General features: G+C 65.3%; 25 protein-coding genes. 8 read left to right on the top strand and 17 right to left on the bottom strand.

From position 1 onward, the window contains the following. Positions 1–719 precede the first annotated feature (719 nt). The gene (locus tag MRBLAR12_RS07620; RefSeq protein ID WP_229994870.1) at positions 720–1,487 is read left to right on the top strand and encodes an SDR family NAD(P)-dependent oxidoreductase; all 768 of its coding nucleotides are present in this window, start codon (positions 720–722) and stop codon (positions 1,485–1,487) included. A gap of 62 nt (positions 1,488–1,549) precedes the next feature. Here the strand turns inward: MRBLAR12_RS07620 and MRBLAR12_RS07625 are convergent, their stop codons facing one another. After that, positions 1,550–2,260 carry a hypothetical protein gene (locus tag MRBLAR12_RS07625; protein WP_229994869.1) on the bottom strand — a complete coding sequence of 237 codons (711 nt, stop codon included), beginning with the start codon at positions 2,258–2,260 and terminating at the stop codon, positions 1,550–1,552. 81 nt (positions 2,261–2,341) lie between these two features. On the opposite strand from MRBLAR12_RS07625, the gene MRBLAR12_RS07630 reads away from it, so the two are divergent. After that, entirely contained in the window at positions 2,342–2,812 is a 471-nt protein-coding gene (locus MRBLAR12_RS07630; protein ID WP_229994868.1) for a MarR family winged helix-turn-helix transcriptional regulator, read from the top strand. A 61-nt stretch (positions 2,813–2,873) separates the two neighbouring features. Here the strand turns inward: MRBLAR12_RS07630 and MRBLAR12_RS07635 are convergent, their stop codons facing one another. From MRBLAR12_RS07635 to MRBLAR12_RS07675, 9 genes are all read right to left on the bottom strand, one after another. Next, positions 2,874–3,131: a hypothetical protein gene (locus MRBLAR12_RS07635; RefSeq protein WP_229994867.1), complete on the bottom strand. Its 258-nt coding sequence runs from the start codon at positions 3,129–3,131 to the stop codon at positions 2,874–2,876. 59 nt (positions 3,132–3,190) lie between these two features. Beyond that, complete coding sequence (locus MRBLAR12_RS07640) at positions 3,191–4,543, bottom strand: MFS transporter (protein WP_229994866.1); 1,353 nt, start codon at positions 4,541–4,543, stop codon at positions 3,191–3,193. A gap of 173 nt (positions 4,544–4,716) precedes the next feature. Continuing rightward, positions 4,717–5,421 (bottom strand): FadR/GntR family transcriptional regulator, encoded by a 705-nt coding sequence (locus MRBLAR12_RS07645; protein ID WP_229994865.1) that lies wholly within the window; start codon positions 5,419–5,421, stop codon positions 4,717–4,719. 10 nt (positions 5,422–5,431) lie between these two features. Beyond that, positions 5,432–6,559, bottom strand: coding sequence for an L-talarate/galactarate dehydratase (locus tag MRBLAR12_RS07650; RefSeq protein WP_229994864.1), 1,128 nt, complete (start codon positions 6,557–6,559; stop codon positions 5,432–5,434). 98 nt (positions 6,560–6,657) lie between these two features. Further along, complete coding sequence (locus tag MRBLAR12_RS07655) at positions 6,658–7,578, bottom strand: AEC family transporter (protein ID WP_229994863.1); 921 nt, start codon at positions 7,576–7,578, stop codon at positions 6,658–6,660. A 57-nt stretch (positions 7,579–7,635) separates the two neighbouring features. Continuing rightward, complete coding sequence (locus MRBLAR12_RS07660; RefSeq protein WP_229994862.1) at positions 7,636–8,964, bottom strand: enolase C-terminal domain-like protein; 1,329 nt, start codon at positions 8,962–8,964, stop codon at positions 7,636–7,638. Beyond that, on the bottom strand, positions 8,961–10,580 hold the full coding sequence (locus tag MRBLAR12_RS07665) for an aldehyde dehydrogenase (NADP(+)) (RefSeq protein ID WP_229994861.1): 1,620 nt from the start codon (positions 10,578–10,580) through the stop codon (positions 8,961–8,963). The genes MRBLAR12_RS07660 and MRBLAR12_RS07665 overlap by 4 nt, the downstream gene beginning before the upstream one ends. 12 nt (positions 10,581–10,592) lie before the next feature. Then, positions 10,593–11,507 carry a 5-dehydro-4-deoxyglucarate dehydratase gene (kdgD, locus tag MRBLAR12_RS07670; protein ID WP_229994860.1) on the bottom strand — a complete coding sequence of 305 codons (915 nt, stop codon included), beginning with the start codon at positions 11,505–11,507 and terminating at the stop codon, positions 10,593–10,595. 130 nt (positions 11,508–11,637) lie between these two features. Then, positions 11,638–12,522, bottom strand: coding sequence for a LysR family transcriptional regulator (locus tag MRBLAR12_RS07675; protein WP_229994859.1), 885 nt, complete (start codon positions 12,520–12,522; stop codon positions 11,638–11,640). A 142-nt stretch (positions 12,523–12,664) separates the two neighbouring features. Here MRBLAR12_RS07675 and MRBLAR12_RS07680 point away from each other — a divergent pair, with 142 nt between their 5' ends. The 5 genes from MRBLAR12_RS07680 to MRBLAR12_RS07700 all read left to right on the top strand — a co-directional run bounded on the left by MRBLAR12_RS07680 (position 12,665) and on the right by MRBLAR12_RS07700 (position 17,325). Then, positions 12,665–13,666: a Bug family tripartite tricarboxylate transporter substrate binding protein gene (locus MRBLAR12_RS07680; RefSeq protein ID WP_229994858.1), complete on the top strand. Its 1,002-nt coding sequence runs from the start codon at positions 12,665–12,667 to the stop codon at positions 13,664–13,666. Between the two features lie 5 nt (positions 13,667–13,671). Next, positions 13,672–14,259 carry a tripartite tricarboxylate transporter TctB family protein gene (locus MRBLAR12_RS07685; protein ID WP_229994857.1) on the top strand — a complete coding sequence of 196 codons (588 nt, stop codon included), beginning with the start codon at positions 13,672–13,674 and terminating at the stop codon, positions 14,257–14,259. 9 nt (positions 14,260–14,268) lie between these two features. Then, positions 14,269–15,801, top strand: coding sequence for a tripartite tricarboxylate transporter permease (locus MRBLAR12_RS07690; RefSeq protein ID WP_229994856.1), 1,533 nt, complete (start codon positions 14,269–14,271; stop codon positions 15,799–15,801). Further along, positions 15,798–16,202, top strand: coding sequence for a universal stress protein (locus MRBLAR12_RS07695; protein ID WP_229994855.1), 405 nt, complete (start codon positions 15,798–15,800; stop codon positions 16,200–16,202). The genes MRBLAR12_RS07690 and MRBLAR12_RS07695 overlap by 4 nt, the downstream gene beginning before the upstream one ends. 103 nt (positions 16,203–16,305) lie before the next feature. Beyond that, positions 16,306–17,325, top strand: coding sequence for an LLM class flavin-dependent oxidoreductase (locus MRBLAR12_RS07700; protein ID WP_229994854.1), 1,020 nt, complete (start codon positions 16,306–16,308; stop codon positions 17,323–17,325). Positions 17,326–17,354: 29 nt separating this feature from the next. Here the strand turns inward: MRBLAR12_RS07700 and MRBLAR12_RS07705 are convergent, their stop codons facing one another. The 7 genes from MRBLAR12_RS07705 to MRBLAR12_RS07735 form a co-directional block, all read right to left on the bottom strand. Then, positions 17,355–17,903, bottom strand: coding sequence for a hypothetical protein (locus MRBLAR12_RS07705; protein ID WP_229994853.1), 549 nt, complete (start codon positions 17,901–17,903; stop codon positions 17,355–17,357). Between the two features lie 2 nt (positions 17,904–17,905). Further along, complete coding sequence (locus MRBLAR12_RS07710) at positions 17,906–18,463, bottom strand: hypothetical protein (protein WP_229994852.1); 558 nt, start codon at positions 18,461–18,463, stop codon at positions 17,906–17,908. Positions 18,464–18,593: 130 nt separating this feature from the next. Beyond that, positions 18,594–20,813 carry a transglycosylase domain-containing protein gene (locus MRBLAR12_RS07715; RefSeq protein WP_229994851.1) on the bottom strand — a complete coding sequence of 740 codons (2,220 nt, stop codon included), beginning with the start codon at positions 20,811–20,813 and terminating at the stop codon, positions 18,594–18,596. A gap of 14 nt (positions 20,814–20,827) precedes the next feature. Further along, complete coding sequence (locus tag MRBLAR12_RS07720) at positions 20,828–21,334, bottom strand: LURP-one-related/scramblase family protein (protein ID WP_229994850.1); 507 nt, start codon at positions 21,332–21,334, stop codon at positions 20,828–20,830. A gap of 89 nt (positions 21,335–21,423) precedes the next feature. Beyond that, complete coding sequence (locus tag MRBLAR12_RS07725) at positions 21,424–22,233, bottom strand: MetQ/NlpA family ABC transporter substrate-binding protein (RefSeq protein ID WP_229994849.1); 810 nt, start codon at positions 22,231–22,233, stop codon at positions 21,424–21,426. 66 nt (positions 22,234–22,299) lie between these two features. Next, a complete protein-coding gene (locus tag MRBLAR12_RS07730; RefSeq protein ID WP_229995899.1) occupies positions 22,300–23,001 on the bottom strand; it encodes a methionine ABC transporter permease in 702 nt (233 codons plus the stop codon). Then, complete coding sequence (locus MRBLAR12_RS07735) at positions 22,998–23,978, bottom strand: methionine ABC transporter ATP-binding protein (protein WP_364744895.1); 981 nt, start codon at positions 23,976–23,978, stop codon at positions 22,998–23,000. The genes MRBLAR12_RS07730 and MRBLAR12_RS07735 overlap by 4 nt, the downstream gene beginning before the upstream one ends. Positions 23,979–24,449: 471 nt before the next feature. Between MRBLAR12_RS07735 and MRBLAR12_RS07740 the strand changes: the two genes are divergently transcribed. Beyond that, on the top strand, positions 24,450–25,772 hold the full coding sequence (locus tag MRBLAR12_RS07740; RefSeq protein WP_364744898.1) for a hypothetical protein: 1,323 nt from the start codon (positions 24,450–24,452) through the stop codon (positions 25,770–25,772). The last annotated feature ends 1 nt before the right edge of the window (position 25,773 follow it).

The following is a 25,773-nucleotide window of genomic DNA, read 5'->3' on the forward strand; positions in this document are numbered from 1 at the left end:
TCATCCAAGACAGACCGGTCTTTCCCGTTGTAATGTGGCTTCACGGTCTTCCAACCCGTTTGCTCCAGGGTTGTATCAAGGGCTCTAGGGATCGTGGCCGGTTCCGGGCTCTGCCGGAACGGGAACAAAGGATTAGCCAATGTCCATTAAGTTGTCGTCCCGTCCGGAACCCTCCCACGGGTACCCGCCCGCGGACCCGTGGGAACGCGAACCGGAGGACAGCAGGGTACGGGAGATACGCCTGCAGGCCGCCGAGATCATCGCCGCGGTGCTGTCCGATTCCTTGCCGGGACAGGCCCGTGCCCGGGATCAGCTGTGTCGTTTGCTGCGGGCCAACCCGGGCCGACCGGAAGTGGCGCTGGCGGCGCACCTGATCGCTCTGCGGGAGGAGCCTGCCGGGGGCCGCCGACCCGATCTGACACTCGTCCAGGGGGAAGCGTCGGAAGTCGAAACGCCCGCGCAGCCCTCACGGCCAGGCGCTGGGCGGGCGCCCGGGTCCCGTCCAGGCGCCCGCCAACCCCTCCTGCATCATCGTCCCGCTGGGCGAGTGCACTATGGTCGCGCGGATCTGGCCGGGCTCGGCGGCTTGTCAGGGGACGGAACCTAAACGCAACGATTCAGAAGTCCGCGTGCCCGCGTGGCCACGCGGTGATCCGTTTCTGGAGTCAAGGGCTTAAGGTGGTCGGGACGTACCCGGAACCACGAAGGGGACCATCCCCATGGCTCGCATTTTCATCACCGGATCGACCGACGGACTCGGACTCGCCACCGCCCGGACGCTGTTGAATCAAGGCCACGAGGTCCTGCTGCACGCCCGTACCAGGGCACGTGCCGCCGCCCTCGATGACCTCGCCCCGCAAGCGGCCGGCGTCGTCGTTGGTGACCTCAGCAGCGCCGTCGAAACGCGGGACCTCGCCGAACAGGTCAACGCCCTGGGACGAATGGACGCCGTGGTCCATAACGCCGGTGTCTACCTCGCGCCGGGGCGCGTCGCGACGCCGGAGGGACACTCCCGCACTCTGGCGGTTAATGTTCTCGCCCCCTACCTGCTCACGGCACTGATCCAACGGCCCGGCCGCCTGGTCTACATCAGCAGCGGCATGCACCATGGGGCCAGCGGCAATCTCCATGACATCGATTGGACCGAGCGGCGCTGGAATGCCAGCGCGGCCTACTCCGAGAGCAAACTCCATGTTTCTGCGCTCGCCGCCTCGGTCGCCCGGCACTGGCCCGATGTGTTCAGCAACTCCGTTGACCCCGGCTGGGTAGCCACCAAGATGGGCGGAGCCGGCGCCCCTGACGACCTGGCCATGGGTCACGACACCCAGAGTTGGCTCGCCGTCAGCAATGACCCCGCAGCCCTGGTCTCCGGCAGCTACTGGCACCACCGCCGGCCGCGTAAACCGGCCCCGGAGGTCAACGACACGGCCTTTCAGGACAGGCTCACCAACAAACTCGCCGAACTTACGGGCGTAACGCTCTTTTGAAATACAGAAGGAACAAGCCGGGCTGTCTTGCGGTTACTGCCGGCCGCACTTCAGGCGGATGCTCAGGTTTCCTGTCGGTTCGCTGCTGCCCGGCTCCGTGGCAACAGGAATCCGACCGCGACAAGCCAGAGGAGTCCGCCGAACCGCCCGATGGGCAACAGGAACTGGAGCGGCTCGATCACCATGGACAGGAAGCTCAGCTCGGCCAAGGCGGCGATGACGAGGCCGGCCCAGGCCAGCCAGCGCGGCACGAAGCGCAGGATGAGCGCCGGGACGGCGATTCCGGCCACGAGGAGCCCCAGGCCAACGACGAAGGCGACGCCGCCGGTGATGAACGCGAGAAACGACAGCGCATGGGTCAGCGGCACATCGGTGGTGATTTCCGGGCGGCTCAGGACCCACCCCACGGCGGCCGAGAGCATGAGGAACACCGAGGCGGTGATGCCGCCGAAGAAACCGATCGCGGGCCCGGGGACGCGCACGCCAAGCCGGAGCTGCCGGGCGTAAACGGTGGCCGCGAAGATGCCCAGCGGTACTGCTGAACCGAACTGGAAAAAGCTGGCGAGCCGCACCGCATCGGGGTTTCCGTGAAAGAAGGCCGCGACCTGGCTGGCAGGAGAGAACGGCGAGACGAAGGTCTGGCCGCCCGTGAGGATCGCGCTGCTGAGCAGGCCGCCGACCGTGAGTCCCAGGCTCACGGCCGCCAGGATGCCCGGGTTGGGGCCGCCGGATCGTGTCGTTGGAGAGGTGGGGTGGGGGGATAGGTCAGTCATGATCGCTTCTTTCACGTAGTTACGTCACAACTAAAATGATTCATCCGTTGAATGATTCTGTCAATAGCGTAATATTGGGGCATGGACTCACCGGATCCGTCGCGGTCGAAGCGAACCGCTTTTCTGCTGTCCCAGCTCGGGGCGCTGGCTTCGGCACGCTTCGCCGAGCGTACACGCGAGCTCGGGCTGACTCCGAGCGACGCGGGCGTCCTCCGCCTGCTGGGCCGCACCCCCGGGCTTAGCCAGCGGTCCCTCGCCGACCGCTTGGGCGCGGTGCCGAGCCGCGTTGTTCCACTTATCGACTCGCTGGAAACGCGAGGCCTGGTCGCGCGGGTGCGCAGCCGCACCGACCGGCGGAACTACGAGCTTCGGCTGACGGCCGAGGGCGTGAAGATCCTGGGAAATCTGCGCGGGATCGCCGAACGCCATGAAGCCGAACTCCTGGCCCCGCTCACCAGCGAACAGTCTGCGCAGCTGGGGAGCCTGCTGGCCACGTTGGCCAGCGCCCACGCCCTCGACTCGGACCTTCATCGGGACACGACCCCGGAGTGAAGCCACCCGCAGACACGGGAACATGCCCGTCTGTGCCAGTTCCCGACGTCGTCCGCACGGATCATTTTTCGCGGCAATCACAGTCCTTTTCAGCCGGCGGGCACTGTGGGATCATCCCGATATGGGCGAAAATACTGAACCGCGGGCGACCTTGCCCTCTGGCCCCGAGCGTATGAAGGGCACGCATCACCGCGACGTTGATGGCTACGGAAATCCGATCACTCAGCAGCTTCGCATTGTCGGTCAACGCCGCCGCGAAGCGGAAGAAAAGCTCGACCGGCACTTGCAGGAAGCACGCAAGAGAGACTGAGGGCGGCATGGGGCGACGGAAAGGCAGGCGCCCCTTAGGGTGCCTGCCTTCCTTTTTAGCGTCCGGAACTATTTGGCGGCTACGGCGTACGGCGATGCCTCCGCGGGCGTAGCCACGGGCTCCGCCGCGGTTTCGGTCTTGCGCTCCTTGAGGAAGTAGACCAGCGCGGCGGCGATTGTTGATGCCGCGGCGAGGGCGAAGAGCCCCGGTATGACGCTGCCGGTCTGTTCCTTGATGATGCCGAATCCGAACGGGGCCACGAAGCCGCCGAGGTTGCCCAGGGAGTTGATGATGGCGATGGCCGGCGCCAGGATGACGGGGTGCAGGCCGGACTGAGGGATGGTCCAGAACAGCGGTGACGCGCTCTTGAATCCCATGGCGGCGATGGCCAGGAACACCAGGGCCAGTACGGGGGTGGCGACGGCGGCCGCGAGGGTGCCGACGGCGGCGACCAGGAGCGCAGCCACGAGAAGGGGCCGCTTGGATTTGGCTTTGTCCTGCCACTTGGCCGCGAAGTACATGGCGATCACGGCGCAGACCCAGGGGATGGCGGAGAGGAATCCGACGCTCAGGTCCGTGGTTCCTGGGATCTGCTTGACGATGCTGGGCAGCCAGAAGGTGTTGGCGTAGATGGAGAGCTGCACGGCGAAGTAGATGCCGCAGAGAAGGAGAATCTGCGGGTTCAGGAGCATCTTCCAGCGGTTGATTTTCCCGCTCGTGGCGGTGGCGTGCTGGGCGTCCTCCTCAGCAATCGCCGCCGTGAGAGCAAACTTTTCGCCCGCCGTCAGCCATTTGGCGTCCTCGATCTTGGCGTCAAGGACGAAGAACACGGCGATGCCGACCACCACGGACAGCAACCCTTCGAAGCCGAAGAGCCATTGCCAGCCGCGGAACCCCAGGACGTCGTGGAGGCTGAGCAGCATTCCGGCGATCGGACCGGAGAGCGCGGCGGCAACCGAGGAGCCGGCGATGAAGATCGCCGTCGCCTTGCCCCGCTGCCCGGCGGGTACCCAGCGGGCGAAGTAGAAGATGACAGCGGGGAAGAACCCGGCTTCCGCGGCGCCCAGCAGGAACCGCAAGGCGTAGAACATGGTCTCGTTCTGCACGAACACCATCAGGAAGGAGACGATGCCCCAGCTGACCATGATCCGGGCCAGCCAGACCTTGGCACCGTACTTCTCCATCATCACGTTGCTGGGCAGTTCGAAGATGGCGTACGCGATGAAGAACAGCCCGGCCCCGAATCCGTAGGCGGCAGCGCCGATGCCGACGTCGGCCTGCAGGTGCTCCTGCGCGTAGCCGATGTTGGACCGGTTGAGCTGGTTGCAGACCAGCATGACGAGCATGATGGGCAGTACCCGCTTGAAGAACTTTTTCGTGGCAAAGACCACGTCCGTGACAGCGTTGTCGACAGACTGCATGGAGATTTCCTTTGAATTGGCGAAGCTGGTCGGCCGCGGCGGGCAGTTGATGTGGCCCTCACCACAGCGATTCTTCACTTTATTCTGCGGCGGTAATGCCCGTCCAACACATAATTTGCATCGCTGGATACCTTGAGGGACTGGATGGCCCCGTTGTAGGCCAGAGGCCAGGGTCAGCCGTTGCCGGAAGCTGTGGCGCGCAGCCGGCGTCGGGAGTTTGCCAAATGGCTGCGCATTGCCGCCGCCGACGACGGTCCGTCGCATTCCGCGATGGCGGCGACGATTGATTGGTGCTCCTGTACCACCTGATCGAAATGCCCGCGCGCATCGTGCTCGCCCCCGCCCACGAGCCGGGCGCGGGGCATCGCGATCATGGTCTGCCCCAGGGATTCGAGGCAGTCGGAGTAGAAGGGGTTTCCGGAGGCTGCGGCAATGGCCCGGTGGAACTCGTAGTCAGCCTTCATGGCGTGTGCCGGGTGCGCTGCGCTGTCCATGAAGTCTTCAAAAGCCTTCTGGACAGCCTTCAGCTGCCGGTCTGTATGGTTTCGGGCGGCGAGGGCGGCGGCCTCGGACTCCACCGCGATGCGGAACTCCAGCTGCCACAGGCGGTCCTCCAGGCTGGCCACGGGGCGGCTCCCGGAGGACTGCTGCGGTCCGTCCGGTGGCGGGGTCAGCGCAAAGCTGCCCCGCCCACGTTCGGTTTCCACCAGTCCCTCCGCCTGCAGCCTGGTCAGGGCCGAGCGGACCACGGTGCGGCTGACGCCGAATTCGCTGATCAGGGTGTTTTCGCTGGGCAGCTTCGCGCCCGGCTGGATAACGCCGTCGACGATGCGGCGGCGAAGATCGCTGGCGAGGTCCGCGGTCAGGTTCCGGCTCATGGCTTCAAGGTTACTTGCCGAATTCCACTGACTCTGTGGTCCAGGCGCGTGCCTGCTCGCTGAGGGAGATGCCGAGCCCGGGACGGTCCGGGACCAGCATGCGGCCGTTCTTGGTTTCGAGGCGCTCGTTGAACAGCGGATCGAGCCAATCGAAGTGCTCAACCCACGGTTCGCGCGGGTAGGCGGCGGCGAGGTGGAGGTGGATTTCCATGGCGAAGTGCGGGGCGAGGCCCAGTCCGCGCTCGTCGGCCAGGGCGGCGAGGCGCAGGAACTGGGTGATGCCGCCGACGCGCGGCGCATCGGGCTGGATGATGTCGCAGCCGTTGGCGTTGATCAGTCCCTTGTGCTCCGCGACCGAGGCCAGCATTTCGCCCGTGGCGATGGGCGTGTCCAGGGCGCGGGCGAGGTCTGCGTGGCCTTCGAAGTCGTAGGCATCGAGCGGTTCCTCGATCCAGACGAGGTTGAATTCCTCCAGCCGGCGGCCCATCCGCAGGGCGGTGGCGCGGTCCCATTGCTGGTTGGCGTCGACCATGAGGGGCACGTCCCAGCCGATGTGCTCGCGGATGCCGGCAACGCGGCGCAGGTCCTCGGCGGTGTCCGGCAGGCCGACTTTGATCTTGATGCCGCCGATGCCTTCGTCCAGGAGGGCGGTAGCGCGGGCCTTGACCTCGTCCAGGGAGGCGTTCAGGAAGCCGCCCGAGGTGTTGTAGGTCTGGACGGAGTCCCGGTAGGAGCCCAGGAACTTGGCCAGCGGCAGGCCGGCGCGTTTGGCCTTGAGGTCGTAGAGGGCGACGTCGATTGCGGCCAGCGCCTGGGTGGCCACGCCGGAGCGGCCGACGGAGGCCCCGGCCCACAGCAGCTTGGTGTAGAGCTTGCCGATGTCGTTGGGGTCTTCGCCGATGATGCCCTCGGCCACTTCCTTGGCGTGCGCGTACTGGGCCGGGCCGCCGGCTCGCTTGGAGTAGCTGAAGCCGATTCCGCTGTGTCCCTGCTCGGTGGTGATTTCGGCGAAAAGGAACACGACCTCGGTCATGGGCTTCTGGCGCCCGGTGAAAACTTTCGCGTCGCTGATCGGGACGGCGAGTGGAAGCCTGGCCGTGGACAGCTTTACGTGGCGGATGAGATCAACGCTGGTCATGGTTCTCCCTGAAGTTCCGGCGAGGCAACTCCGCCCCGCTCAACTTAGGTTACAAGTTATCTACTTGTATAACAAGTGTGGTTCGTGGTTCGCCACAGTCAGCCCAGCAGCCAGGCGATGACCAGCAGGGAACCGGAGCAGAGCAGGGTGGTGCACAGGATGACGTCCCGGGCCACGATCACGCCGCGGTGGTACGGGGACGCGAAGAGAAAGACATTCTGGGCTGTGGGCAGCGCCCCCATGATCACGAGGGCCAGCAGATGCTGCCCCTCGAGGCCGAAAGCGAAGCGGCCCAGGGCCCAGACGATCACGGGCATGCCGGCGATCTTCAGGAAGGTGGCGACGAGCGATTCCGTGCGCCCGTCGCCCTTTTGAAGCGGGGCTTTGCCGGCCAGGGACAGTCCAAAAGCCAGCAGGACCATGGGGACGGCGCCGCCGGCGAGCATGTCGATCGGTTTCCGCAGCAGTTCCGGAACTGTCCAGCCAGTCAGTGCGACGGCCGCGCCGAGGCCGGAGGCGATGATCATGGGGTTGGCGAACGGCTGGAGCAGCAGTTTCTGCCAGGAGATCCTGGACCCCGAGGCGAGGCCCAGCACGGTCAAATAGACCGGTGCCAGGACGAGGATCTGCACCAACAGCACGGGAGCCACGTGCTGGGCCGTTCCCACGGCGTAGAGGGAGACGGGGATCCCGATGTTGTTGGCGTTCGCGTAGCTGCTGGCCATCGCCCCGACGGCTGTCTCCGCCACCGGCCGGCGGAAGAACAGGAAACTCAGCAGGGAATAGAGCAGCCCCACTGCCGCCGCGGAGAGCAGCGCCAGCGGGGCATCCGTTCCGAGCGCGGCCCGGATGTCGCTGCCGGCCACCACCGTGAACAGCAGCGCCGGGTTGGTGACGTAATAGGCGGTACGGGTCAGGGCGCCCTGGACTTCCGGTCCGAGGATCCGGAGCCGGGCCGTGAGATATCCGACGGCGATCACGGCGGACACTATCAGGATCCCGGAGACCACGCCGACCAAAATTCGCCCTTACCCTAGCTCTTCACATTGACGTGCCTGTCCCGGCCCGGAATTGCTTCAGCGAACGAGGCAGGGCCGCTTGGGGTCAAAGGACCAGCCGTCAAGGTAGTACTGCATGCCGATGCTGTCGTCGCGGGCGTCGAGGCCGTGTTCCAGGTACAGCTGGTGTGCCTTGTCCAGGGCGTCGCGGTCCAGCTCGATGCCGAGGCCGGGAGCGTCCGGAACCTGGATCGCACCGTCCTTGATCTGCAGCGGGTCCTTGGTGAGCCCCTGGCCGTCCTGCCAGATCCAGTGCGTGTCCAGCGCCGTGATCTCGCCTGGGGCGGCTGCCCCGGTGTGGGTGAACATGGCGAGCGAGATGTCGAAGTGGTTGTTCGAGTGCGATCCCCAGGTCAGGCCGAATTCGGCGCACATCTGCGCCACCCGGACGGAGCCGTGCATGGTCCAGAAATGCGGGTCCGCCAAAGGAATATCGACGGCGTTGCTGCGGATGGCGTGGGACATCTCGCGCCAGTCCGTGGCGATCATGTTCGTGGCGGTCTTCAGCCCGGTGGCACGGCGGAATTCGGCCATGACCTCGCGTCCGGAGAAGCGGCCTTCCGCGCCGCAGGGATCTTCGGCGTAGGCCACAACGCCCTGCATGCGTTTGCCCAGGCGGATGGCCTCATCCAGGAGCCAGGCGCCGTTGGGATCGAGGGTGATCCGCGCCTCCGGGAAGCGCCTGGCCAGGGCGGTCACCACATCCACCTCGGCGTCACCGGAGAGGACCCCGCCCTTGAGCTTGAAGTCGCTGAAGCCGTACCGTTCCTGGGCTGCCTCGGCCAGGGCCACCACAGCTTCGGGCGTCATGGCTTCCTGCCGGCGGAGCTTTTCCCACCGGTCCGCCGGCGCATCCTCCACCAGGTACGGCAAATCCGTCCGGCCGGGGTCACCGATGAAGAACAGATAGCCGAGCATGGGCACGGAGCTGCGCTGCTGGCCGTCGCCGAGCAATTCCGCGACCGGAATTCCGAGGAACTGCCCGTGCAGGTCAAGGAGGGCGGATTCGACCGCGGTGACGGCATGGACGGTGGTGCGCAGGTCGAAGGTCTGCAGTCCGCGGCCGCCGGCGTCGCGGTCGGCGAACTCCGCCGCGACGTCCCGCAGCAGGGATCGGTAGCGGGCCACCGGCCGGCCGGCCAGGAACGCGCCGGCCTCCTCGATGGTGGTCCGGATCTTCTCCCCGCCCGGCACTTCGCCGAGACCGGTGCGGCCGTCCGAATCGGTGATGATCACGATGTTGCGGGTGAAGAACGGGCCGTGCGCGCCGCTGAGGTTCATCAGCATGCTGTCGTGCCCGGCGACCGGAACCACTTCAACGTGGGCAATGCTGGGCTGAGTGCTCACGCGTTGACCTCTGCTTTCTGTGTTGCTGCGGCATCTTCGACGACGCCGTCGATCCGGCGGTTCAGCCGCCAGGGGTTGGGATCCTGCAACGGCACCGGAAGCAGTTCCTGCGGCAGGTTCTGGTAGGCGACGGGCCGCAGGAACCGGTTGATCGCCAGGGTACCCACGGAAGTGGTCCGGGTGTCCGAAGTGGCGGGGAAGGGTCCGCCGTGCACCATGGCGTGGCCTACTTCGACGCCGGTGGGCCAGCCGTTGACAATAATCCGGCCGACCTTCTGCTCCAGTACCGGAATGAGCGGTGCCGCCGCGCGGTAGTCCGCCTCGGTCAGCTGCAGGGAGGCCGTGAGCTGGCCTTCGAGCCGGTTGGCGGCGCCAATGAGTTCCTCGGTGCTTGAATAGCGGATCACCAGGCTGGCGGCGCCGAAGATTTCCTGGTGCAGCACGGGGTTGGACACGAACTCGGCAACGCTGGTGCCGAAGATGGCGGGAGCGGGGGCGTTCTGCGTTGCCCCTTCGGTGCCCTCCCCGACGACGCCGACGTTCCCGGCGGAGCCCAGGGCTTCGGCGCCGGCGTTCCAGGACCCGGCGATGCCTGCGGTCAGCATGGTCTGCCCGGCGCAGGAGGACACGGCCCGGCCGACGGCGGCGGCAAAAGCGTCGCCGGCCGCACCGGCAGGGGCGAACAGGAGGCCGGGGGAGGTGCACAGCTGCCCGGAGCTGCCGGTGACGGCCGCGACGTACTGCCGGGCGAGCGCGTCAATTTCTTCGGCGTTGCCGACGATGGCGCCGGGGAAGACGAACACCGGGTTGAGCGAGGACATTTCCGCATAGACCGGAATGGGTTCCGGCCGGGCGGCAGCGGTGCGCATCAGGGCGATGCCGGCGGACTGCGAGCCGGTGAAGCCGACGGCCTTGATGGCCGGATCGGCGACGAGGGCCTGGCCGATGCTGCTGCCCGGACCGTAGATCAGCGAGAACACGCCGGGGTGCAGCCCGGTGTCGCGGACGGCCTTGGCGATGGCCTGGCCGACGAGTTCGCCGGTGCCGGGGTGCGCATTGTGGGCCTTGAAGACCACGGGGCAGCCGGCGGCGAGGGCGGAGGCGGTGTCGCCGCCCGCCGTCGAGAAGGCCAGCGGGAAGTTGCTCGCACCAAAAACGGCGACGGGCCCCAGCGGGATCTGCCGCTGGCGGATGTCGGCGCGCGGCAGGGGAGCGCGGTCCGGCAACGCCGGGTCGATCCGGACGCCGCGGAAGTCGCCCTGGCGGACGACGCCGGCGAAGAGCCGGAGCTGGCCGGTGGTGCGCGCCCGTTCGCCCTGGAGCCTCGCGGCCGGCAGCCCGGTCTCGAGGCCCGCGCGGGTGACGAGCTCCTCACCGATCGCCTCGATGTTCTCGGCAATGGCCTCGAGGAACCGTGCGTGCGTTTCCGGGTCGAGGGTGCTGAAGGAGGGGTAAGCTGCGGCGGCGGCTGCGGTGGCGTCCTTCAGCTGTACTTCGGTGAGCAGCGTGTAGCCGGGCTCGAGCTGGAGGTTGGTGGCGGGATTGAAGGCGTACGCCGTCTTGCCGTCCCCGGCGACGGCCTGGCCGGCAATGATCGAGCGTCCGGTGAGTGTCACGGGTGCGTCCTCCTAGGAAACGGTGGCGATGAGGGACTTGAGGTCTGCGAGGTCCTGGGGTGCCAGGTTCTGCAGCGGCGGACGGACCCCGCCGGCGGAGCGGCCAATCGCGTCGAGGCCGCCCTTGACGATCGAGACGGAGTAGCCCTTCACCCGGTCGCGGATATCCAGGTAGGGGATCACGAACTCGTTCAGCTTCCGGTTCACGGCCACCCGGTCCTGGTTCCGGACGTCCTGGTAGAAGTCCAGGGCAAACTGGGGCACGAAGTTGTACATGGCGCTGGAATAGGTGCTCATGCCCAGCTGCAGCAGCGGGAGGGCGAACGTCTCCGCCGTCGGGAGGCCGCCGAGGTAGAACAGGCGGTCGCCGAGCTTGGCATACACGCGGGCGTCGTGCTCGAGGTCGCCCACGCCGTCCTTGAAGCCGATGAGGTTCTCGTGGCGGTCCGCCAGGGTGGCGACCGTGGTGTCCTTGTAGATCGCGTTCGCACGGTTATAGATGATGACGCCGAGGGACGTGGACCGGCAGATGGCGCTGACGTGTTCGATCAGGCCGCCCTGGTCCGCCTCGGTGAGGTAAGGCGGGAGCAGCAGAATGCCCTCGGCGCCGGCCGCTTCCGCGGCGCGGGCGTTCTCGATGGCCTGGGCGGTCGATCCGCCGGCGGAGGCGAGGACCGGGACGGTGCCGCCGACTTCCTCGACGGCGGCACGGACAACGCGCTCGGACTCGGACGGGGTCAGCGAGAAGCCCTCACCGGTTCCGCCGGCCGCGAAGAGGCCGGCCACCGGGAAGCTGGCCTGCCAGGCGAGGTGCTTGCGGTAGTTCTCCTCGTCGAACTGCAGCTGTGCATCGAACGAGGTGACGGGGAAGGAGAGCAGGCCGTCCTTGAGGACGTTCGCCAGTTCCTGGGGTGTGTACTTTGCCACGGTGTGGTCCTCCGGGTGAGCGCCGAGTCGGCGGGGAAGTGCGGTTCCCCTTCAGACTAGGTTTGGTGCCTCATGCCTGTCCAAGTGCATTATTGAATGCATTGATACCTTGAGTGCATTGCAGCGGCTCCTAGTCCAGTTGGAAGTCCAGGCGGCCGAGAAGCCGTGACAGGGCGGGATTGCTCACCTTCCGGCTCCAGATGGCATGGAGCTCCACGGGTTCGCCATGGCTGCTGGCCAGCGGGAGGAATTCGACCCCCTGGATGCCCAGCACCGTGGCGGACCGGGGCACAAAGGCGACGCCACGTTTGGCCGCCACCAGTGAGACCATCGTCAGGATCTGGCTTACGGTGTGGACCACGTTGCCGTGCTGCACCGGCACCATGCGGACCACGAGGTCGTAGAAGTACCGGGCCTGCAGCGGCGAATGCATGATCAGGGCCTCGTCCTTGAGGTCCTCGTTCCTGACAATGCCGCCGCGGCGGGCCAGGGGGTGGCCGGCCGGAACGGCCACCATCATGGATTCGCGGTAGAGAAGCCGCGAGTCGAAAACCTCCTTGTCGAAGGGTGGGCGTGCCAGCCCCAGGTCCAGTTCTCCCGTTTCGAGGGCCTGGATCTGTTCGCCCGTCACCATCTCCTGCAGGTCGACGTCGACGTCGGGGAGGATCGCCGAAATCTCCTCCAGCAGCGGCCCCAGGATACTGAACCCGCTGGCGGCCGTGAAGCCGATGCGCAGGAGGCCGGAGCGGCCCGACGCGATGCGGCGGGCGGTGACAGGGGCCCGTTCCGCGAGGGCCAGCAACCGCCTGGCTTCCTCCAGAAAGGCGGTTCCGGCCGGGGTCAGTTGGACCTTCCGGTTGTCCCGTTCCAGCAGTTCGGCGCCGACGGCCTTTTCCAGTTTTTGGATCTGCCGGCTCAGTGGGGGCTGGGTCATGTTCAGCCGTTCCGCCGCGCGGCCGAAGTGAAGCTCTTCTGCCACCGCGATGAATCCTGCCAGCTGGTCAAAGGTAAACATGATGCCTTCCCGGTATCACTCGATGCATATTTGGGCTTAGACATGCATCATAGCCGCTCCCTACACTCGACACAGCGAACCGGCAGTGACGCGGTTCACATGCTTCCGGGGCGCTGGCCCTGACCATCAATGAGGAGTTTCAATGATGCACTTCCCTTCGCGCCGCACCGTACTTGGAGCGGCATCGGCCGTCACGCTCTTGGCGCTGACGGCCTGCGGCAATGTTGCCGGCGGCAGTACCGATTCTTCAAAATATCCGAACGGGCCCGTAAGCCTCACCGTGGGCCAGGCCGCCGGCGGCAGCACCGACCTGATTGCCCGCGCCATCTCCGAGGGCGCGTCCAAAACCCTCGGCGCCCCGATGCCCGTGGTGAACAAGCCGGGCGCCAACGGCGCCCTGGCCACGAAGGAAGTGGCCGGCAAGCCTGCCGACGGCCAGAACCTCCTGCTGGTCACGGCGTCCCTGGTCACGATCACCCCGTTGGCGGTCACCGCGGATGAGGCCGTCAACATTGACGACCTGGACATCATCGCGGGCCTGTCCCAGGACGACTACGTGCTGGTGGCCAGCAAGGCCTCCGGCTTCAACAGCATCAAGGACCTGACCGGAGCCGGACGCAATATCACCTTCGGCACCACCGGCGTGGGTACCGGCAGCCAGTTGGCACAGACCGTCCTCTTCAAGCAGGCCGGCGTCAAGGGCACCGATGTTCCGTTCGACAGCGGCAAGCCGGCCCTCACCGCGGTCCTCGGCAACCAGGTCGAAGTCTCCACCATCCAGCTCGGCGAAGCCATGCCGCAGATCAAGGCCGGGAAGGTCGCACCGCTGCTCGTGTTCTCGGAGGAGCGGAACTCCTTCCTCCCGGACGTGCCCACGGCCAAGGAATCCGGTTACGACGTTCCCGTGGCGCAGTACCGCGCCGTCGCCGCTCCCAAGGGAACCCCCAAGGACGTGAAGGACAAGCTGCTCGCTGCCATCCAGGAGACCTTCAAGTCAGATTCGTACAAGGAATTCAACAAGAAGAACATGCTGACCCCGAAGGAAATCTCCGGCGAGGAAGTCGTCACCCAGTGGAAGGACTACGCGGCTAAGTACAAGTCGCTGGTGGAGAAGTACGACATCAGCCTCAGCGGGACGAAGTGATCCCAGTGTCGTCATCACCTGCAGTGCCCGCCGGAGGGGGAAGCCGCCCGGCCGCCCTTTCCGGCGTGGACGCCGCCGAGACTCCTGCCGACGACCTGCTGGAGGACCTGACGCCGGAGCAGCTCGCTGCGCAGTGGGAGGACGAGAAGCCGCCCGCCGCCGGAGCGCTGGCGAATGCGGCGTCCTCCCTGGTGGTCCTCGGCGTCGGCGCCGGAGCCATGGTCCTGTCCGTTGCGATGGGCCTGGGCACTCCGGCGGCGCCGGAACCCGGGCTGTGGCCGTTCATGATCAGCTGCGTCATGGTGGTCCTGGGACTCTTCCAGTTGATCCTCGGGCGGCACAACCGGGACGCGGAGAAGTTCACCCGCATGTCCGCCGCACCCCTCACGGGGCTCGTCACCCTCGCCGCCATGGTCGCGCTGATGCCGGCCATCGGCTTTGAACTGCCCGCTCTCGTCCTGTGTGTCATCTGGATGCGCTTCCTCGGCGGCGAAACGTGGCGCTCCACCCTGCTGGTAAGCGCGATCGTCGTGGCGGCGTTCTACGGAATCTTCGTCCTTGCACTCAACACCTCCATTCCCCACCTCTTCTAGGAGAACCCCGTGGATTTTCTAAATCCCGTGATCAACGGATTCGTCGTTGTCCTGGAGCCGAGCAACCTCCTGTACTGTCTGATCGGCGTCGTCATCGGCATGTTGATCGGTGTCCTGCCCGGTCTGGGGCCCGCGGCAACCATCGCCATCCTGTTGCCGCTGACCTATAACGTCGAACCCGTCACCGCCATCATCATGCTCGCGGGCATCTTCTACGGCGCACAGTACGGCGGCACCATCACCTCGGTGCTCCTCCGGCTTCCCGGCGAAGCGTCGTCGGTGGTGACCGTCTTCGACGGCTACCAGATGGCCAAACAGGGGAAGGCCGGCACCGCACTCGGCCTGGCATCCATCGGCTCGTTCATCGGCGGGACCGCCTCTATCATCGGCTTGACCTTCCTCGCCCCCGTCGTGGCGAGCTTTGCCCTCGACTTCGGTCCGGCAGAATATTCGGCACTCGCGCTGCTCGGCATCCTCTTGGTGGCCACCATCAGCAACGGTGCCAAGACCAAGGCACTCATCGCCGCCGCCGTCGGCTTGCTGCTGGCAACGGTCGGCCGGGACATCTTCACCGGCGAAAGCCGCTTCACGTTCGGCAACCTGGAGCTGGCCGACGGAATCGATTTCGTGCCGATCGCCATGGGCGTCTTCGGCCTGGGAGAAATCCTCTACAACCTCGAAGAGCGTCACCGCGCCGCCAAGGCACCGTCCAAGGTCACCAACGTCTGGCCGTCACGCACAGACTTGAAGCAGGCCTCCGGCGCGATCGCCCGCGGTTCGGTCCTCGGGTTCTTCCTCGGCATTCTGCCCGGCGGCGGCGCCACCATCGCATCGATGGCTTCCTATGCGATGGAGAAGAAGCGCGCCAAGCAGCCGGAACGATTCGGCAAGGGGGCCCCCGAAGGCGTCGCCGGACCGGAAACCGCCAACAACGCCGCTGCAACGTCGTCGTTCATCCCGCTGCTGACCCTCGGAATCCCGGCCAACGCCACCATGGCCCTGATGTTCGGTGCCCTGCTGATCCAGGGAGTGACGCCGGGCCCGCAGTTGGTGGAGCAGGACCCCGGGCTGTTCTGGGGCGTCGTGAACTCCATGTACATCGGCAACATCCTGCTGCTGATCATGAGCCTGCCCCTCGTGGGAATCTTCGTAAAAATCCTCCGCGTCCGGGCCGCGATCCTGGCCCCGGTCACCGCCCTCATTACACTGCTCGGTGCCTACACCATCAACAACAGCATGTTCGATGTAACGCTCGTCGTGGTGTTTGGGATCGTCGGGTACCTGATGAAGAAGTTCGGCTTTGAACCCGGTCCGCTGGTCCTGGCCTTCGTCCTCGGATCCCTGCTGGAGAGCTCGCTGCGCCGTTCACTACTCGTGTTCGGCGGCGATCCCACGGGCTTCTTCACCCGCCCCATCTCCGCGACGCTGCTCACCGTGTTCGTCCTGGTAGCCGTGCTCCCGGGCATCCGGACTCTGCTGGCGAAGCGGACGACGGCACAAAGCGAACAGCCCATCACCACGAAAATCAAGGAGAAGGTATGAGTATCATCGTCGGTTTCGTCCCCACACCGGCAGGGGAGGCCGCGCTGACCGCCGGTATTGCCGAAGCCATGCTCAGGAATGAAGACTTGGTCATCGTCAACTCCGCACGCGAAGGCGCCCTGGTAGATAAGTCCGTTGCCGCCTCCGACATCCTGGAGCAGGCCGGCCGCCGGGCCACGGAGGCCGGCATCAGGGCAACGGTGATCCAGCCGCCGTACCGTGACGACCTCGCCGATGAATTCCTTGATGTCGCCCGCGAAGTCAACGCATCCCTGATTGTCATTGGCCTGCGGCACCGCTCACAGGTCGGCAAATTCATCCTGGGCAGCCACGCCCAGCGCATCCTCATGCAGGCGGACCGGCCCGTCCTTGCCGTGAAGGCGGACGGGGCCCTCTCTTAGCCGGCTGAGTCTTGGCCGGCTGAGCGCGGCCGCCCGGATCGTGTAAAACGGATCCGCCCTCCATTCCACAAGTCCGGTTTCTCATGAGAAGGTGTGAGTTCTTATGAAAAAGATCGGGTTTCTGTCCTTCGGCCACTGGGGCGACGTCCCCGGTTCGCGTGTGCGTTCCTCCCGGGACGCCCTTCTGCAGGCAATTGAGTTGGCCGTGGCTGCGGAGGAAGTCGGCGTCGACGGCGCGTTCTTCCGGGTTCACCACTTCGCCGAGCAGCAGGCCTCGCCGTTCCCGCTGCTTGCAGCGATTGCCGCGCGCACCTCTCGCCTTGAGATGGGCACCGGAGTCATTGACATGCGGTACGAGAACCCGCTCTACATGGCCGAGGAGGCCGCCGCCGTCGACCTCATCAGTGGAGGAAGGCTGCAGCTCGGGGTCAGCCGCGGTTCGCCCGAAACGGTGCTGGCCGGCTACGAGGCCTTCGGACACCTCCCGGCAGGGGAAGAGTCCGACGCCGACATGGCCCGCCGGCATACCGAGCGCTTCCGGGACGCCATCTCCGGGGCGGGCCTTGCCGTGGCCAATCCGCAGGTCAGCGGGCACAGCGGGCTGGTCCCGATTCAGCCGCTGTCAGCAACGCTTCCGGAACGGATCTGGTGGGGTGCGGGAAACCGTGCCAGCGCCCGGTGGGCCGGGAAGCAGGGTATGAACCTCATGTCCTCGACCCTGCTGACGGAGGACACCGGAGTTCCCTTCGACCAACTGCAGGCCGAGCAGATCGCGGGATTCCAGGAGGCCTGGGCAGCGGCCGGACACCCGCGCACACCGCGGGTGTCCGTCTCGCGAAGCATCATTCCGCTGATCGATGACGAATCCAGGCGATACTTCGGGCTGCGCGCGCAGGCCGACGCCCGGGACCAGGTGGGCTACCTCGACGGCGGGCTGGCGCGCTTCGGGCGTAGCTACATCGGTGAACCCGACCGCCTGGTGGAGGAGCTCGCCCGGGACGCGGCCGTGGCCGCGGCAGACACCTTGCTGGTCACCGTCCCCAATCAGCTCGGCGTGGACTTCAACGTCAGTCTGCTCGAGGCGATTTCCCGCGACCTCCGGCCCGCCTTGGGCTGGGATTGACGACGGCGGCCGGCCTTCGTCGGAGCGCGCTAGGCGGCGCTACTGCTGGTGGTTCCGTGGCCGGCGTCGATTGCCGCCGCAACCAGGCGGTCGAAACTCGCGGTCCCGTTCTCCGGAGGGATCACCGTGAAGACCGCAACCCACTTCTCGGGGGCATGTTTCTCCAGCGTTGAAGCCCGGGCCACATGCAGGTTCAACCCGGGTACGCCGCTGACAAGGAGCGGAAGCTGCTCGCCGCTCTTGGTCATGTGCCGGAATTGCCTGACGGAGAGTTGGTCGCCAGGGCTGCTGGTGACCTCGGCGAGGGTGTCATTGATCCTCTTCGTCAGCCCGCGAAGGAAGCGTCTCTGGGCCGTGACCGTGCGCACCGTAAGAAGGGCGGCGAAGATGAGGGTAAACAACACCAAGGCACCGAAACTCCTGAGGATGGACACGAAGATCATCAGGAACAGGCACAGGATCAATCCCAAAATACTGGACAGGATGAACTTGGTTACAGGGCTTTCGCCCGGCTTCTTTGACCAGCGAACAACAGCGACGATGTCCTTTCGGGGCTGATCTCGCCTAGAAATTTCCATGATTAGTACCCCTTCACTTCCATGAGCGCCTCGGCCAGGATGATTGCCTCGCGTGCTTCCTTGAGATCGCTCAGCAAACCCATATCGGGAATGGCTCCGGTGGCCACGGTGGAGCCGGCGAGTTCAGAAAAGATGCTGCTCAATTTTTCGCGGTCCTGAGACAGCGTCCGGGACGACGTCAGCTTGATTCTGCTCAGCTCAAGCTCCAGCAGTGACTTGTCGATGGCCTCGCGACGCCCTTGCATGACGGCCAGCTTTTCGGTGACACGCTGGACACGGCCGCGGAGCATCGATTCCATCTTTCCTGCCACAACGTGGAGCTCGCACAGCGCGGTGTAGGACTGGGGCGACCCGGAGTGTGCGGCGAGCTGCGCACTGACGTAATGGCGCCGTCGTTCCCATTTCCGGACGGCGGACTCAGATGGACCCAAGAGGAGCGAAACGGCTGCCAGTGCTTTGTCCAGCGACGCGGCCCGGGTGCTCAGGCTCGTTGTGGCGGCGTCCAGCCTCGACAGGAACGCGTCGTAATTGTCATGCGGCTGGGCGCTGTCAGTATTCACGAGCCACTCGCGTGCGGTGTCGCGATTCACTTCGCCGGAAATTGCCCCGGTCTCTCATGGCAAGAGGATAGAGGCTCCGGGCCCGATGGCATAGGGTGCGGATTTAGGTCCAGCACATCGCGGGCCAAATCTAACGACACGGCGCACGATCAAACCGGGGGAAGCACGGGGTCCGGGTCGCGGACGGGGTCCGGGGCGTGGACTGCGTCCGGGTCATGGACTCCGGCGGCGTCGGGAAGGCAGCGGCAGGGTAGTATCCGGCGACCTGCAACATGTAGTTCGCCCACTGCGGGCCGGCGAGCATGTACCCGTCTATGGCCTTGTAGAACTTGCCGTTGACGGTGATGTTCTGGCCGGGCCGCTTCTGGCCTTCCAGGGCGTCGCCGAAGAAGGAAGCGGTGGCGAGGCCGGACGTGTAGCCCACTACCCAGGTGGCGCCGTTGGTATTGGAGGTGCCGGTCTTGGCCGCGGTCGGAAACCGTTCTTGGACCTTGGGCTTGATGTAAACGCCGGACCCGCGCTTGAGCACGTCCTGCAGCACGGCGTTCACACCGCGGGCGACCTCGGGCTTGATCGCACCATGACAGGCGCTGGTCTCGGCCGGCAGCTTCTGTCCGGCCGCGTCCGTTACCGCCGTGATGGCAATGGGTGTGCAGTACTTGCCGTCATTGGCGAAGGTGGCAAACGCATTGGCCAGATGGAGCGGGGCCACGCCAATGGCACCGAGCAGATTGCCCAGCTGGTGCATGTTCACCCGGGCGTTGTCCACGCCGCTGTGGATCCCGGCGGCGTCCACCATTTTCTGGATGCCGCAAAAATCGAGTTGGGCGGCTTCGGCGAAGGTGGCGGTGTTGATGGAGTTGTACAGCCCGTAGTCCACGCGCATGCTGCGGTAATATCCCGGGTCGTTGTTCTGGAGATCGTCCGCCGCGCCGAGATGCTTCTGGCTCGTGCTGTACGCACCGAGCACCCTGCCGCAGCTTGACCTCCACCGAAATCCGAGGGGATAGGACCGCCGGGAGGCGTCCACCATGGCGGCCAGGGACTTGCCCTCGTTGAGCCATTCCGCGAACGTGAACGGTTTCATGGTGGAGCCTGGCTGGAACCCGCCGGCGCCGTTGAGATCGTTGCCGTTGGCATCCTTGGAATCGACATTGAAGTTGAGCTGGGTATCGAATTTCCCGGGCGCCGGGAGGAAGACGGTGTTTTGCGCCATGGCCAGGATCTTGCCCGTGCCGGGCGCGATCGAGACCATCGCGGCGCCCCACTTGTCCGGGTTGGCGCCGGCAGTGGCATCGACCTGCTCCTGCGCGGCCAGTTGGAGCCGGCTGTCCAGGGTGGTGCTGATGGTGAGGCCGCCGCGGAACAGCTTCCTCTCGCGCTCGGCAACATCCGCGCCGTAGGCCGGGTTGTTGAGGATGAGGTGGGAAACGTAGTCGCAGAAGTACGGGGCCATTTCCGCGCCGGCGCATCCCTGCCTCCCGGGGGTGATCGTAAGATCCACCGGGGCGGCGACGGCGGCATCATGCTGCGCCTGCGAGATGGCGCCGTGGCTGAGCATTCTGCCGAGAACCTGGTTGCGTCGCTGGACGGCGTTTTCCGGGTGCACGTCGGGGTTGTAGAAGCTGGGGCTGTTCACGAGGCCGGCGAGCAGGGCAGCTTGCGGCAGGGTCAGGTCCTTGGCCGTGGTGTTGAAGAAGTAGCGGGACGCGGCTTCAATGCCGTAGGCGTCCCGGGCGAAGAACACGATGTTCAGGTATCCCTCAAGGATTTGGTCCTTGGTGAACCTCTTCTCCAATGCGACAGCGAGCTTCATCTCGCGAATCTTGTCGGCCATGCTCTTCTGCCCGTTGAGGATAATTTGATCGCCCCTGTCGGCAGACACGAGGGATTCATTGAGCACGTTGGTGACGTACTGCTGGGTCAGTGTGGAAGCGCCCTGCCTGCCGCCGTTGGTCAGGTTGGACACCAGCGCGCGGAGAATCCCCTGGGGGTCGATGCCGGAGTGTTCGTAGAAGCGGCGGTCCTCGATCGCGACGATCGCATCCTTGATGTACGGGGACATCTGGTCGAGCCTGACCTTAACACGGTTTTCCGCGTAGAAGGTGGCGATCGGTTTTCCGTCGGCGCTGAGCACCCTGGTCGACTCCGACGGCGGATCAACGGTCAGTTCCGACGGGAGGTTGTTGAACAATACGATTGATTCTTTGACGGCGACGCCGGTCGCGGCCACGGTGGGGACCAGGAGGCTGGCGGCCAGGACACCGCAGACCGCGCTCGCGGTCAAGAACCAGAACAGCCTCCAAAGGGTCGAGGCTAGTAGGGATCCGGTGCGTTTCCTGGGCGCCATGGTGCCTGAACAGGCTAGGTCAACGAGTCGATGGCGACGGTGATCGCAAGGAAGAGCGGGACGTCCTCGCCTTCCGCGACTTCGACGCCGTAGGACTCACGAACGCGGAACCATTTCTTGGAGATCGTGGCGACCGTGTGGCCGTCGCGCTCTATTTCGTACTCGTGGTCGACGATGTTGCCGTGCGCCTTCATATCGGCGCCGTCCTTCACGTCGATGGTGAAGCGGTCCCGGAGCCCGATCAACGCCTTGTGGACCGTCGCTGCGGTGTCGTCGCCGCGCTCGACGGAGACCTTGTCCCGGATCGAGAGCTTGCGCTCCTGGATGCGGGCCACCTCGTTTCCGGACGCGTCCTCCAGGACGAAAGTGTCCCGGATGCGGACGGCCTTGCCATTGACCTTGTAGGCGCGTCTGCCCTGGTCGTCTTCGATCCAGAAGTCATCCCCAATCGACAGCAGTTTCTCGCGCATCTGATACCGCTGGCGGCTGGGTTCGTCACGCCGGTGCCGTATTAGTCCCATGCCCTGACCATAGGGCCGCTTCCCCGGCCTGCACCTCACCCGAATCGGATGGTCCGGGGGAGGACCGGGGAAGCGGCGTCAGATGCCGGTCAGGTGGCCGGGATCACCAGGCCCTTGAACTTGGACTGAATGAAATCCTTCATGTCCTGCGAGGTCAGGATCTTGTACAGCTTCTGCACGCGCGGATCATCCTTCATCTCCGCCTTCACGGCCAGGACGTTGTAGTAGGCGCTGTCCTTGCCCTCGACCAGCAGCTGCTTGTCGGCGCTCAGGCCGGCGGGAAGGGCAAATGCCAGCGTCACGATTGCCGCGTCCTTGTCATTGAGGGCCTGAGGCAGGCTGGCGTTTTCGATCTCCGTGAACTGGAGGTTTTTCGGGTTGGCTTTGACGTCCTTGAGCGTGATCGGTTTGTCACTGACTTCGATCAGTCCCTTGGACGCCAGCAGTTTCAGGGCCCGGGCCTCATTGGTGGGGTCGTTGGGGATGGCGACCGAGGCGCCGTCGGGAAGGTCCGCGAGGTTGGCCACGTCATTGGAGTACAGGGCCATCGGCGGCAGGTACACCTTGCCAACGCTGACGAGGTTCTTGCCGGAAGCCTTGTTATAGGTCTCCATGAAGGTGGTGTTCTGGAACAGGTTGGCGTCGATGTCGCCGTCACTCACGGCCGCGTTGGGCGTGTTGTAGTCGCTGAACTCCTTGTACTCCACGGTGAGGCCCTGTTTGGGGGCGAGCTCCCGCTGGACTTGCTTCAGCATGTCCCCGGCGGGCACCGCGAGGGCACCGACCTTGATGGTCTCGGCGGCGCCGCCTTGGCTGGCGGTGCTCGCGCCGCAGGCGGACAGGGCGAGGATGGCGGCCGCGCCGGTTGCGGCGGCCTTCAGGATTTGTGCACGGAACATTGGAACTCTTTCGCAGAATGGGATGGGGTTTTGGGGCGGGGGTTTGCGGGGCGGTGCGGGCGGCGGCTACCGGTGGGACAGGCGCCGCGCCGCGAAGTTGCCCAGGGACTGGAATACCTGCACCAGCAGGACCAGCAGGATGACAACGCCGAACATGTACTCCGGGCTATAACGCTGGTAGCCGTAGCGGAAAGCGACATCCCCGAGGCCGCCGCCGCCCACTGCGCCCACCATGGCGGAGTAGCCGATGAGTCCGACCACGGTGGTGGACAGCCCGAGCGCCAGGGCGGGGACGGCCTCGGCCACCATGACCTTGGTCAGGATGGTCCACCGGCTGGCGCCGAGTGACTGGGCGGCTTCGACGAGTCCCACAGGCACTTCGCGGATTCCTATCTCCACCAGCCGGGCGAAGAAGGGAATGCCGGCGATCGTCAAAGGGACAATGGCGGCGGTCGGTCCGATAAAGGATCCGACCAACAGGCGGGTGAACGGAATGAGCAGGATCATGAGGATGATGAACGGGACGGACCTGCCAATGTTCACCACGACGTCGAGGACCCGGTTGACGATGAACCCGAGCGCCCGGCTGCCGAAGAGCTTCGCCAGCAAGCCGCCGGATTCGGTGGTCACGAGCAGGACGCCGGCGGCCAGGCCGAAAAGAACCGTGAACAGCAAGCTCAGGCCCACGGTGTAAAACGTCTCACCCGCGCCCTTGAGGATCGTGTCCAGCAGGTCCGACCAGAAGTAGGGGTCGTTACGGTCGATCACTTGACTACCTCCACGAAGAGTCCCTGGGAGCGGAGATCGGCCAAGGCGGCGGCCACGGTCCGCTCGTCCCCCGGCAGCTCCAGCCGGGTGCGTCCTGTCTGGAGCCCGCGGATGGTTTCAACCGCGGCACCCAGGATTCCGACGTCGATGCCGTGTTTGCGGGCCAGCTGGGCGATCACGGGCCGGTCGGTTTTCACTCCGCTAAAGGTGATGTCAACGATTGCGCTGGGCGTCTCCGGGATCTCTCCCATGGGGAACAGCGCCTGGCCCAGCAGTGATTTCTCCGTCGTCAGCAACTGTTCCACGGGCCCCTGCTCAAGGATCCGCCCGCCGCTCATGACGGCGGCGGAGTCGCAGATCCGCTTCACTACGTCCATCTCATGGGTAATGAGCAGCACGGTCAGCCCAAGGTCCTTGCTCAGTTTGCGAATGAGATCAAGAATCTGCCGGGTCGTCTCGGGATCCAACGCCGAGGTCGCCTCGTCGCTCAGCAGCACTGAGGGGTTGGAGGCCAGCGCGCGGGCAATGCCGACGCGCTGTTTTTGTCCGCCGGACAATTGTGCGGGGTAGGCGGAGGCCTTGCCGTGGAGGCCCACGAGTTCGAGGATCTCGAGTGCCCGTGTCCGCCTGGCTGCGCGCCCGGCGCCGGTGATCTCCAATGAGAGTTCTACATTCGCCTGCACGGTCCTGCTGCTGAGCAGGTTGAAGTGCTGGAAGATCATGCCGATGTTGTGCCGTGCGCGGCGCAGTTCTGCGCCGGACAGCGTGGTCATCTCGCGGCCATCGACGTTGACACTGCCAGAATCCGGAAGCTCCAGGGAATTGATGGTGCGGATCAGCGTGCTCTTACCGGCGCCGCTCTGGCCAACGACGCCGAAGATCTCGCCGCGGGCGACGGAGAGTGAGACGTCGTCAAGGGCCCGGACCGCCGTCGGCCCGGTGCCGTAGCTTTTAGAAACCCGGCTGACGGAAATCATGGATGGTGCTCCCTGTGGTGGCTGGAATCGTCACGGAAGCGCTTCCGCAAAACTGGGTGCGGACATCGTCCGCACCCAAGCCTTAAATTCTGCCAACAAGGCGTTTGGCCCACAAAATCCGAATTTTCAACCTTGAATCACGCTTGTGCGCCACGATAATTCATCCGATCTGAAGAGATCGGCTCGGATGCGTCCGTGGCGCTGGTCATGCCGGGAGAATCGGGAACTCCACCGAAGGCCATGGTGAGTGAGCGATTGATCACACGGACTGTGATTGCGGCGGCGTAGAGCGCAGGCTGCCGCGGACCGTGCCGGCCCGCGGACCGTGCCCCAGCTTTCTACAACCTGCGCCCAGTAGGTTCGGCGGATGACCCGAGCCTGAGTCTGGATTCATGGTCAAAGGGCCGTAGCGGGCGCAGCTCAAGGTCGCGGAGCTTTCCTCCGTCCACCAGCAAACCCGCGAGGATCACGATGAAAACCAATGCCTTCATGACAGCCGTACTCACGCCCCTCCTCACTGTCGGCTGGTTGGTGGTGGGCCTCTCGGCGCCGGCCCAGGCCGTGGGTACCACGTACTTCGTCAGTGCCTCGGGGAGCGACACCAATGCGGGGACCTCAAGCGCGGCACCGTGGAAATCGCTGTCAAAGATCAACTCGATCGTCCTCAAGCCCGGCGATACCGTCAGTTTCCGCAAGGGCGACACCTGGACCGGGGGCATTGTGACCACCCAGAGCGGTACTGATGCCGCACCCATCACCCTGAACGGCTACGGGACCGGCAACGCCCCGACCATAACGGGCGGCAAATCGGGAAACTGCATCAGGATCAACGGAAACTTCACCATAGTTGACGGACTTCGCGGCGTCTCCTGCGGCTATGCCGGCATCAGCATCACCGGCGACCGCAACACGGTCAGGAACTCCAGCGCCTCCAACAACGCCGTGGGCATCAAGGCAGGAACCGGGTCCGATTTTGGGAAATACACCGGCAACGTACTGACCAACAACAACATCATGAACGTCCTGACGCAGGGCACGAACTGCGGAACACCCCAGGCAGTGAACTGCAGTGACGACTCCGGCGCTTCCGGCGTGCTGATCAACGGCAACGACAACGAGCTCTCAGGCAACACGGTCAGCGGCTCCACGGCGTTTTCCTACGATTACAACCGCGACGGCGGTTCTTTCGAAATCTACAACGGAAACCGGAACTACGTTCATCACAATGTGTCGCTGGACAACAACAACTTCTCCGAGATTGGGAGGTCCTCCGGGACTGCGGACGGCAACACCTACCGCTACAACCTTGTCCGGTCGACGTGTGGGGCAAACTGTGCCCAGGCCAAAGGCTTGATCGCCCGCGGACCAGGGACCTCCTTCGGGCCCACGAACGGCACCGTTTTTGAGTTCAATACCGTCTACCTGAACGGGCCGCAGTCCCAGGCGATCGTCTGCCATGCGAGCTGCCCTTCATCGACTGTGATCCGCGGCAACATCCTGGCAGGTGTCAAGAACTCCTTGTGGATCAACGGCTCGGGCTGGACCGAGAGGCAGAACGTCCTCAACGGTCCGGTCAACTTCGTGCCGAACAGCACCTCCACCACTGCGTCGGCACGATTCGTGAACGCACCGGCCGATCTCCACCTGACCAGCGCCAGCCCGGCCATCGACCGCGCCGGAGCGAGCCCTTCCGCCTTCGACCTCGCCGGACTTGCGGTGCCCCAGGACGGAGACTGCAACGGTACGGCAGCTGCCGATTCAGGGGCTTACGAGTTCGACTCGCCCAACTGCTGAC

Source organism: Arthrobacter sp. LAR12-1-1.1 (assembly GCF_040676555.1).
Lineage (GTDB): Bacteria > Actinomycetota > Actinomycetes > Actinomycetales > Micrococcaceae > Arthrobacter.

Excerpts from the sequence above, each read along its gene's own strand:
- MRBLAR12_RS07705 (WP_229994853.1), bottom strand. The coding sequence starts at position 17,903 with ATGGAAATTTCTAGGCGAGATCAGCCCCGAAAGGACATCGTCGCTGTT.
- MRBLAR12_RS07645 (WP_229994865.1), bottom strand. The coding sequence starts at position 5,421 with ATGAGCCGGAACCTGACCGCGGACCTCGCCAGCGATCTTCGCCGCCGC.
- MRBLAR12_RS07740 (WP_364744898.1), top strand. The coding sequence starts at position 24,450 with ATGAAAACCAATGCCTTCATGACAGCCGTACTCACGCCCCTCCTCACT.
- MRBLAR12_RS07625 (WP_229994869.1), bottom strand. The coding sequence starts at position 2,260 with ATGACTGACCTATCCCCCCACCCCACCTCTCCAACGACACGATCCGGC.
- MRBLAR12_RS07735 (WP_364744895.1), bottom strand. The coding sequence starts at position 23,978 with ATGATTTCCGTCAGCCGGGTTTCTAAAAGCTACGGCACCGGGCCGACG.
- MRBLAR12_RS07695 (WP_229994855.1), top strand. The coding sequence starts at position 15,798 with ATGAGTATCATCGTCGGTTTCGTCCCCACACCGGCAGGGGAGGCCGCG.
- MRBLAR12_RS07620 (WP_229994870.1), top strand. The coding sequence starts at position 720 with ATGGCTCGCATTTTCATCACCGGATCGACCGACGGACTCGGACTCGCC.
- MRBLAR12_RS07630 (WP_229994868.1), top strand. The coding sequence starts at position 2,342 with ATGGACTCACCGGATCCGTCGCGGTCGAAGCGAACCGCTTTTCTGCTG.
- MRBLAR12_RS07650 (WP_229994864.1), bottom strand. The coding sequence starts at position 6,559 with ATGACCAGCGTTGATCTCATCCGCCACGTAAAGCTGTCCACGGCCAGG.
- MRBLAR12_RS07640 (WP_229994866.1), bottom strand. The coding sequence starts at position 4,543 with ATGCAGTCTGTCGACAACGCTGTCACGGACGTGGTCTTTGCCACGAAA.
- MRBLAR12_RS07680 (WP_229994858.1), top strand. The coding sequence starts at position 12,665 with ATGATGCACTTCCCTTCGCGCCGCACCGTACTTGGAGCGGCATCGGCC.
- MRBLAR12_RS07635 (WP_229994867.1), bottom strand. The coding sequence starts at position 3,131 with ATGCCGCCCTCAGTCTCTCTTGCGTGCTTCCTGCAAGTGCCGGTCGAG.
- MRBLAR12_RS07700 (WP_229994854.1), top strand. The coding sequence starts at position 16,306 with ATGAAAAAGATCGGGTTTCTGTCCTTCGGCCACTGGGGCGACGTCCCC.
- MRBLAR12_RS07725 (WP_229994849.1), bottom strand. The coding sequence starts at position 22,233 with ATGTTCCGTGCACAAATCCTGAAGGCCGCCGCAACCGGCGCGGCCGCC.
- MRBLAR12_RS07675 (WP_229994859.1), bottom strand. The coding sequence starts at position 12,522 with ATGTTTACCTTTGACCAGCTGGCAGGATTCATCGCGGTGGCAGAAGAG.
- MRBLAR12_RS07715 (WP_229994851.1), bottom strand. The coding sequence starts at position 20,813 with ATGGCGCCCAGGAAACGCACCGGATCCCTACTAGCCTCGACCCTTTGG.
- MRBLAR12_RS07720 (WP_229994850.1), bottom strand. The coding sequence starts at position 21,334 with ATGGGACTAATACGGCACCGGCGTGACGAACCCAGCCGCCAGCGGTAT.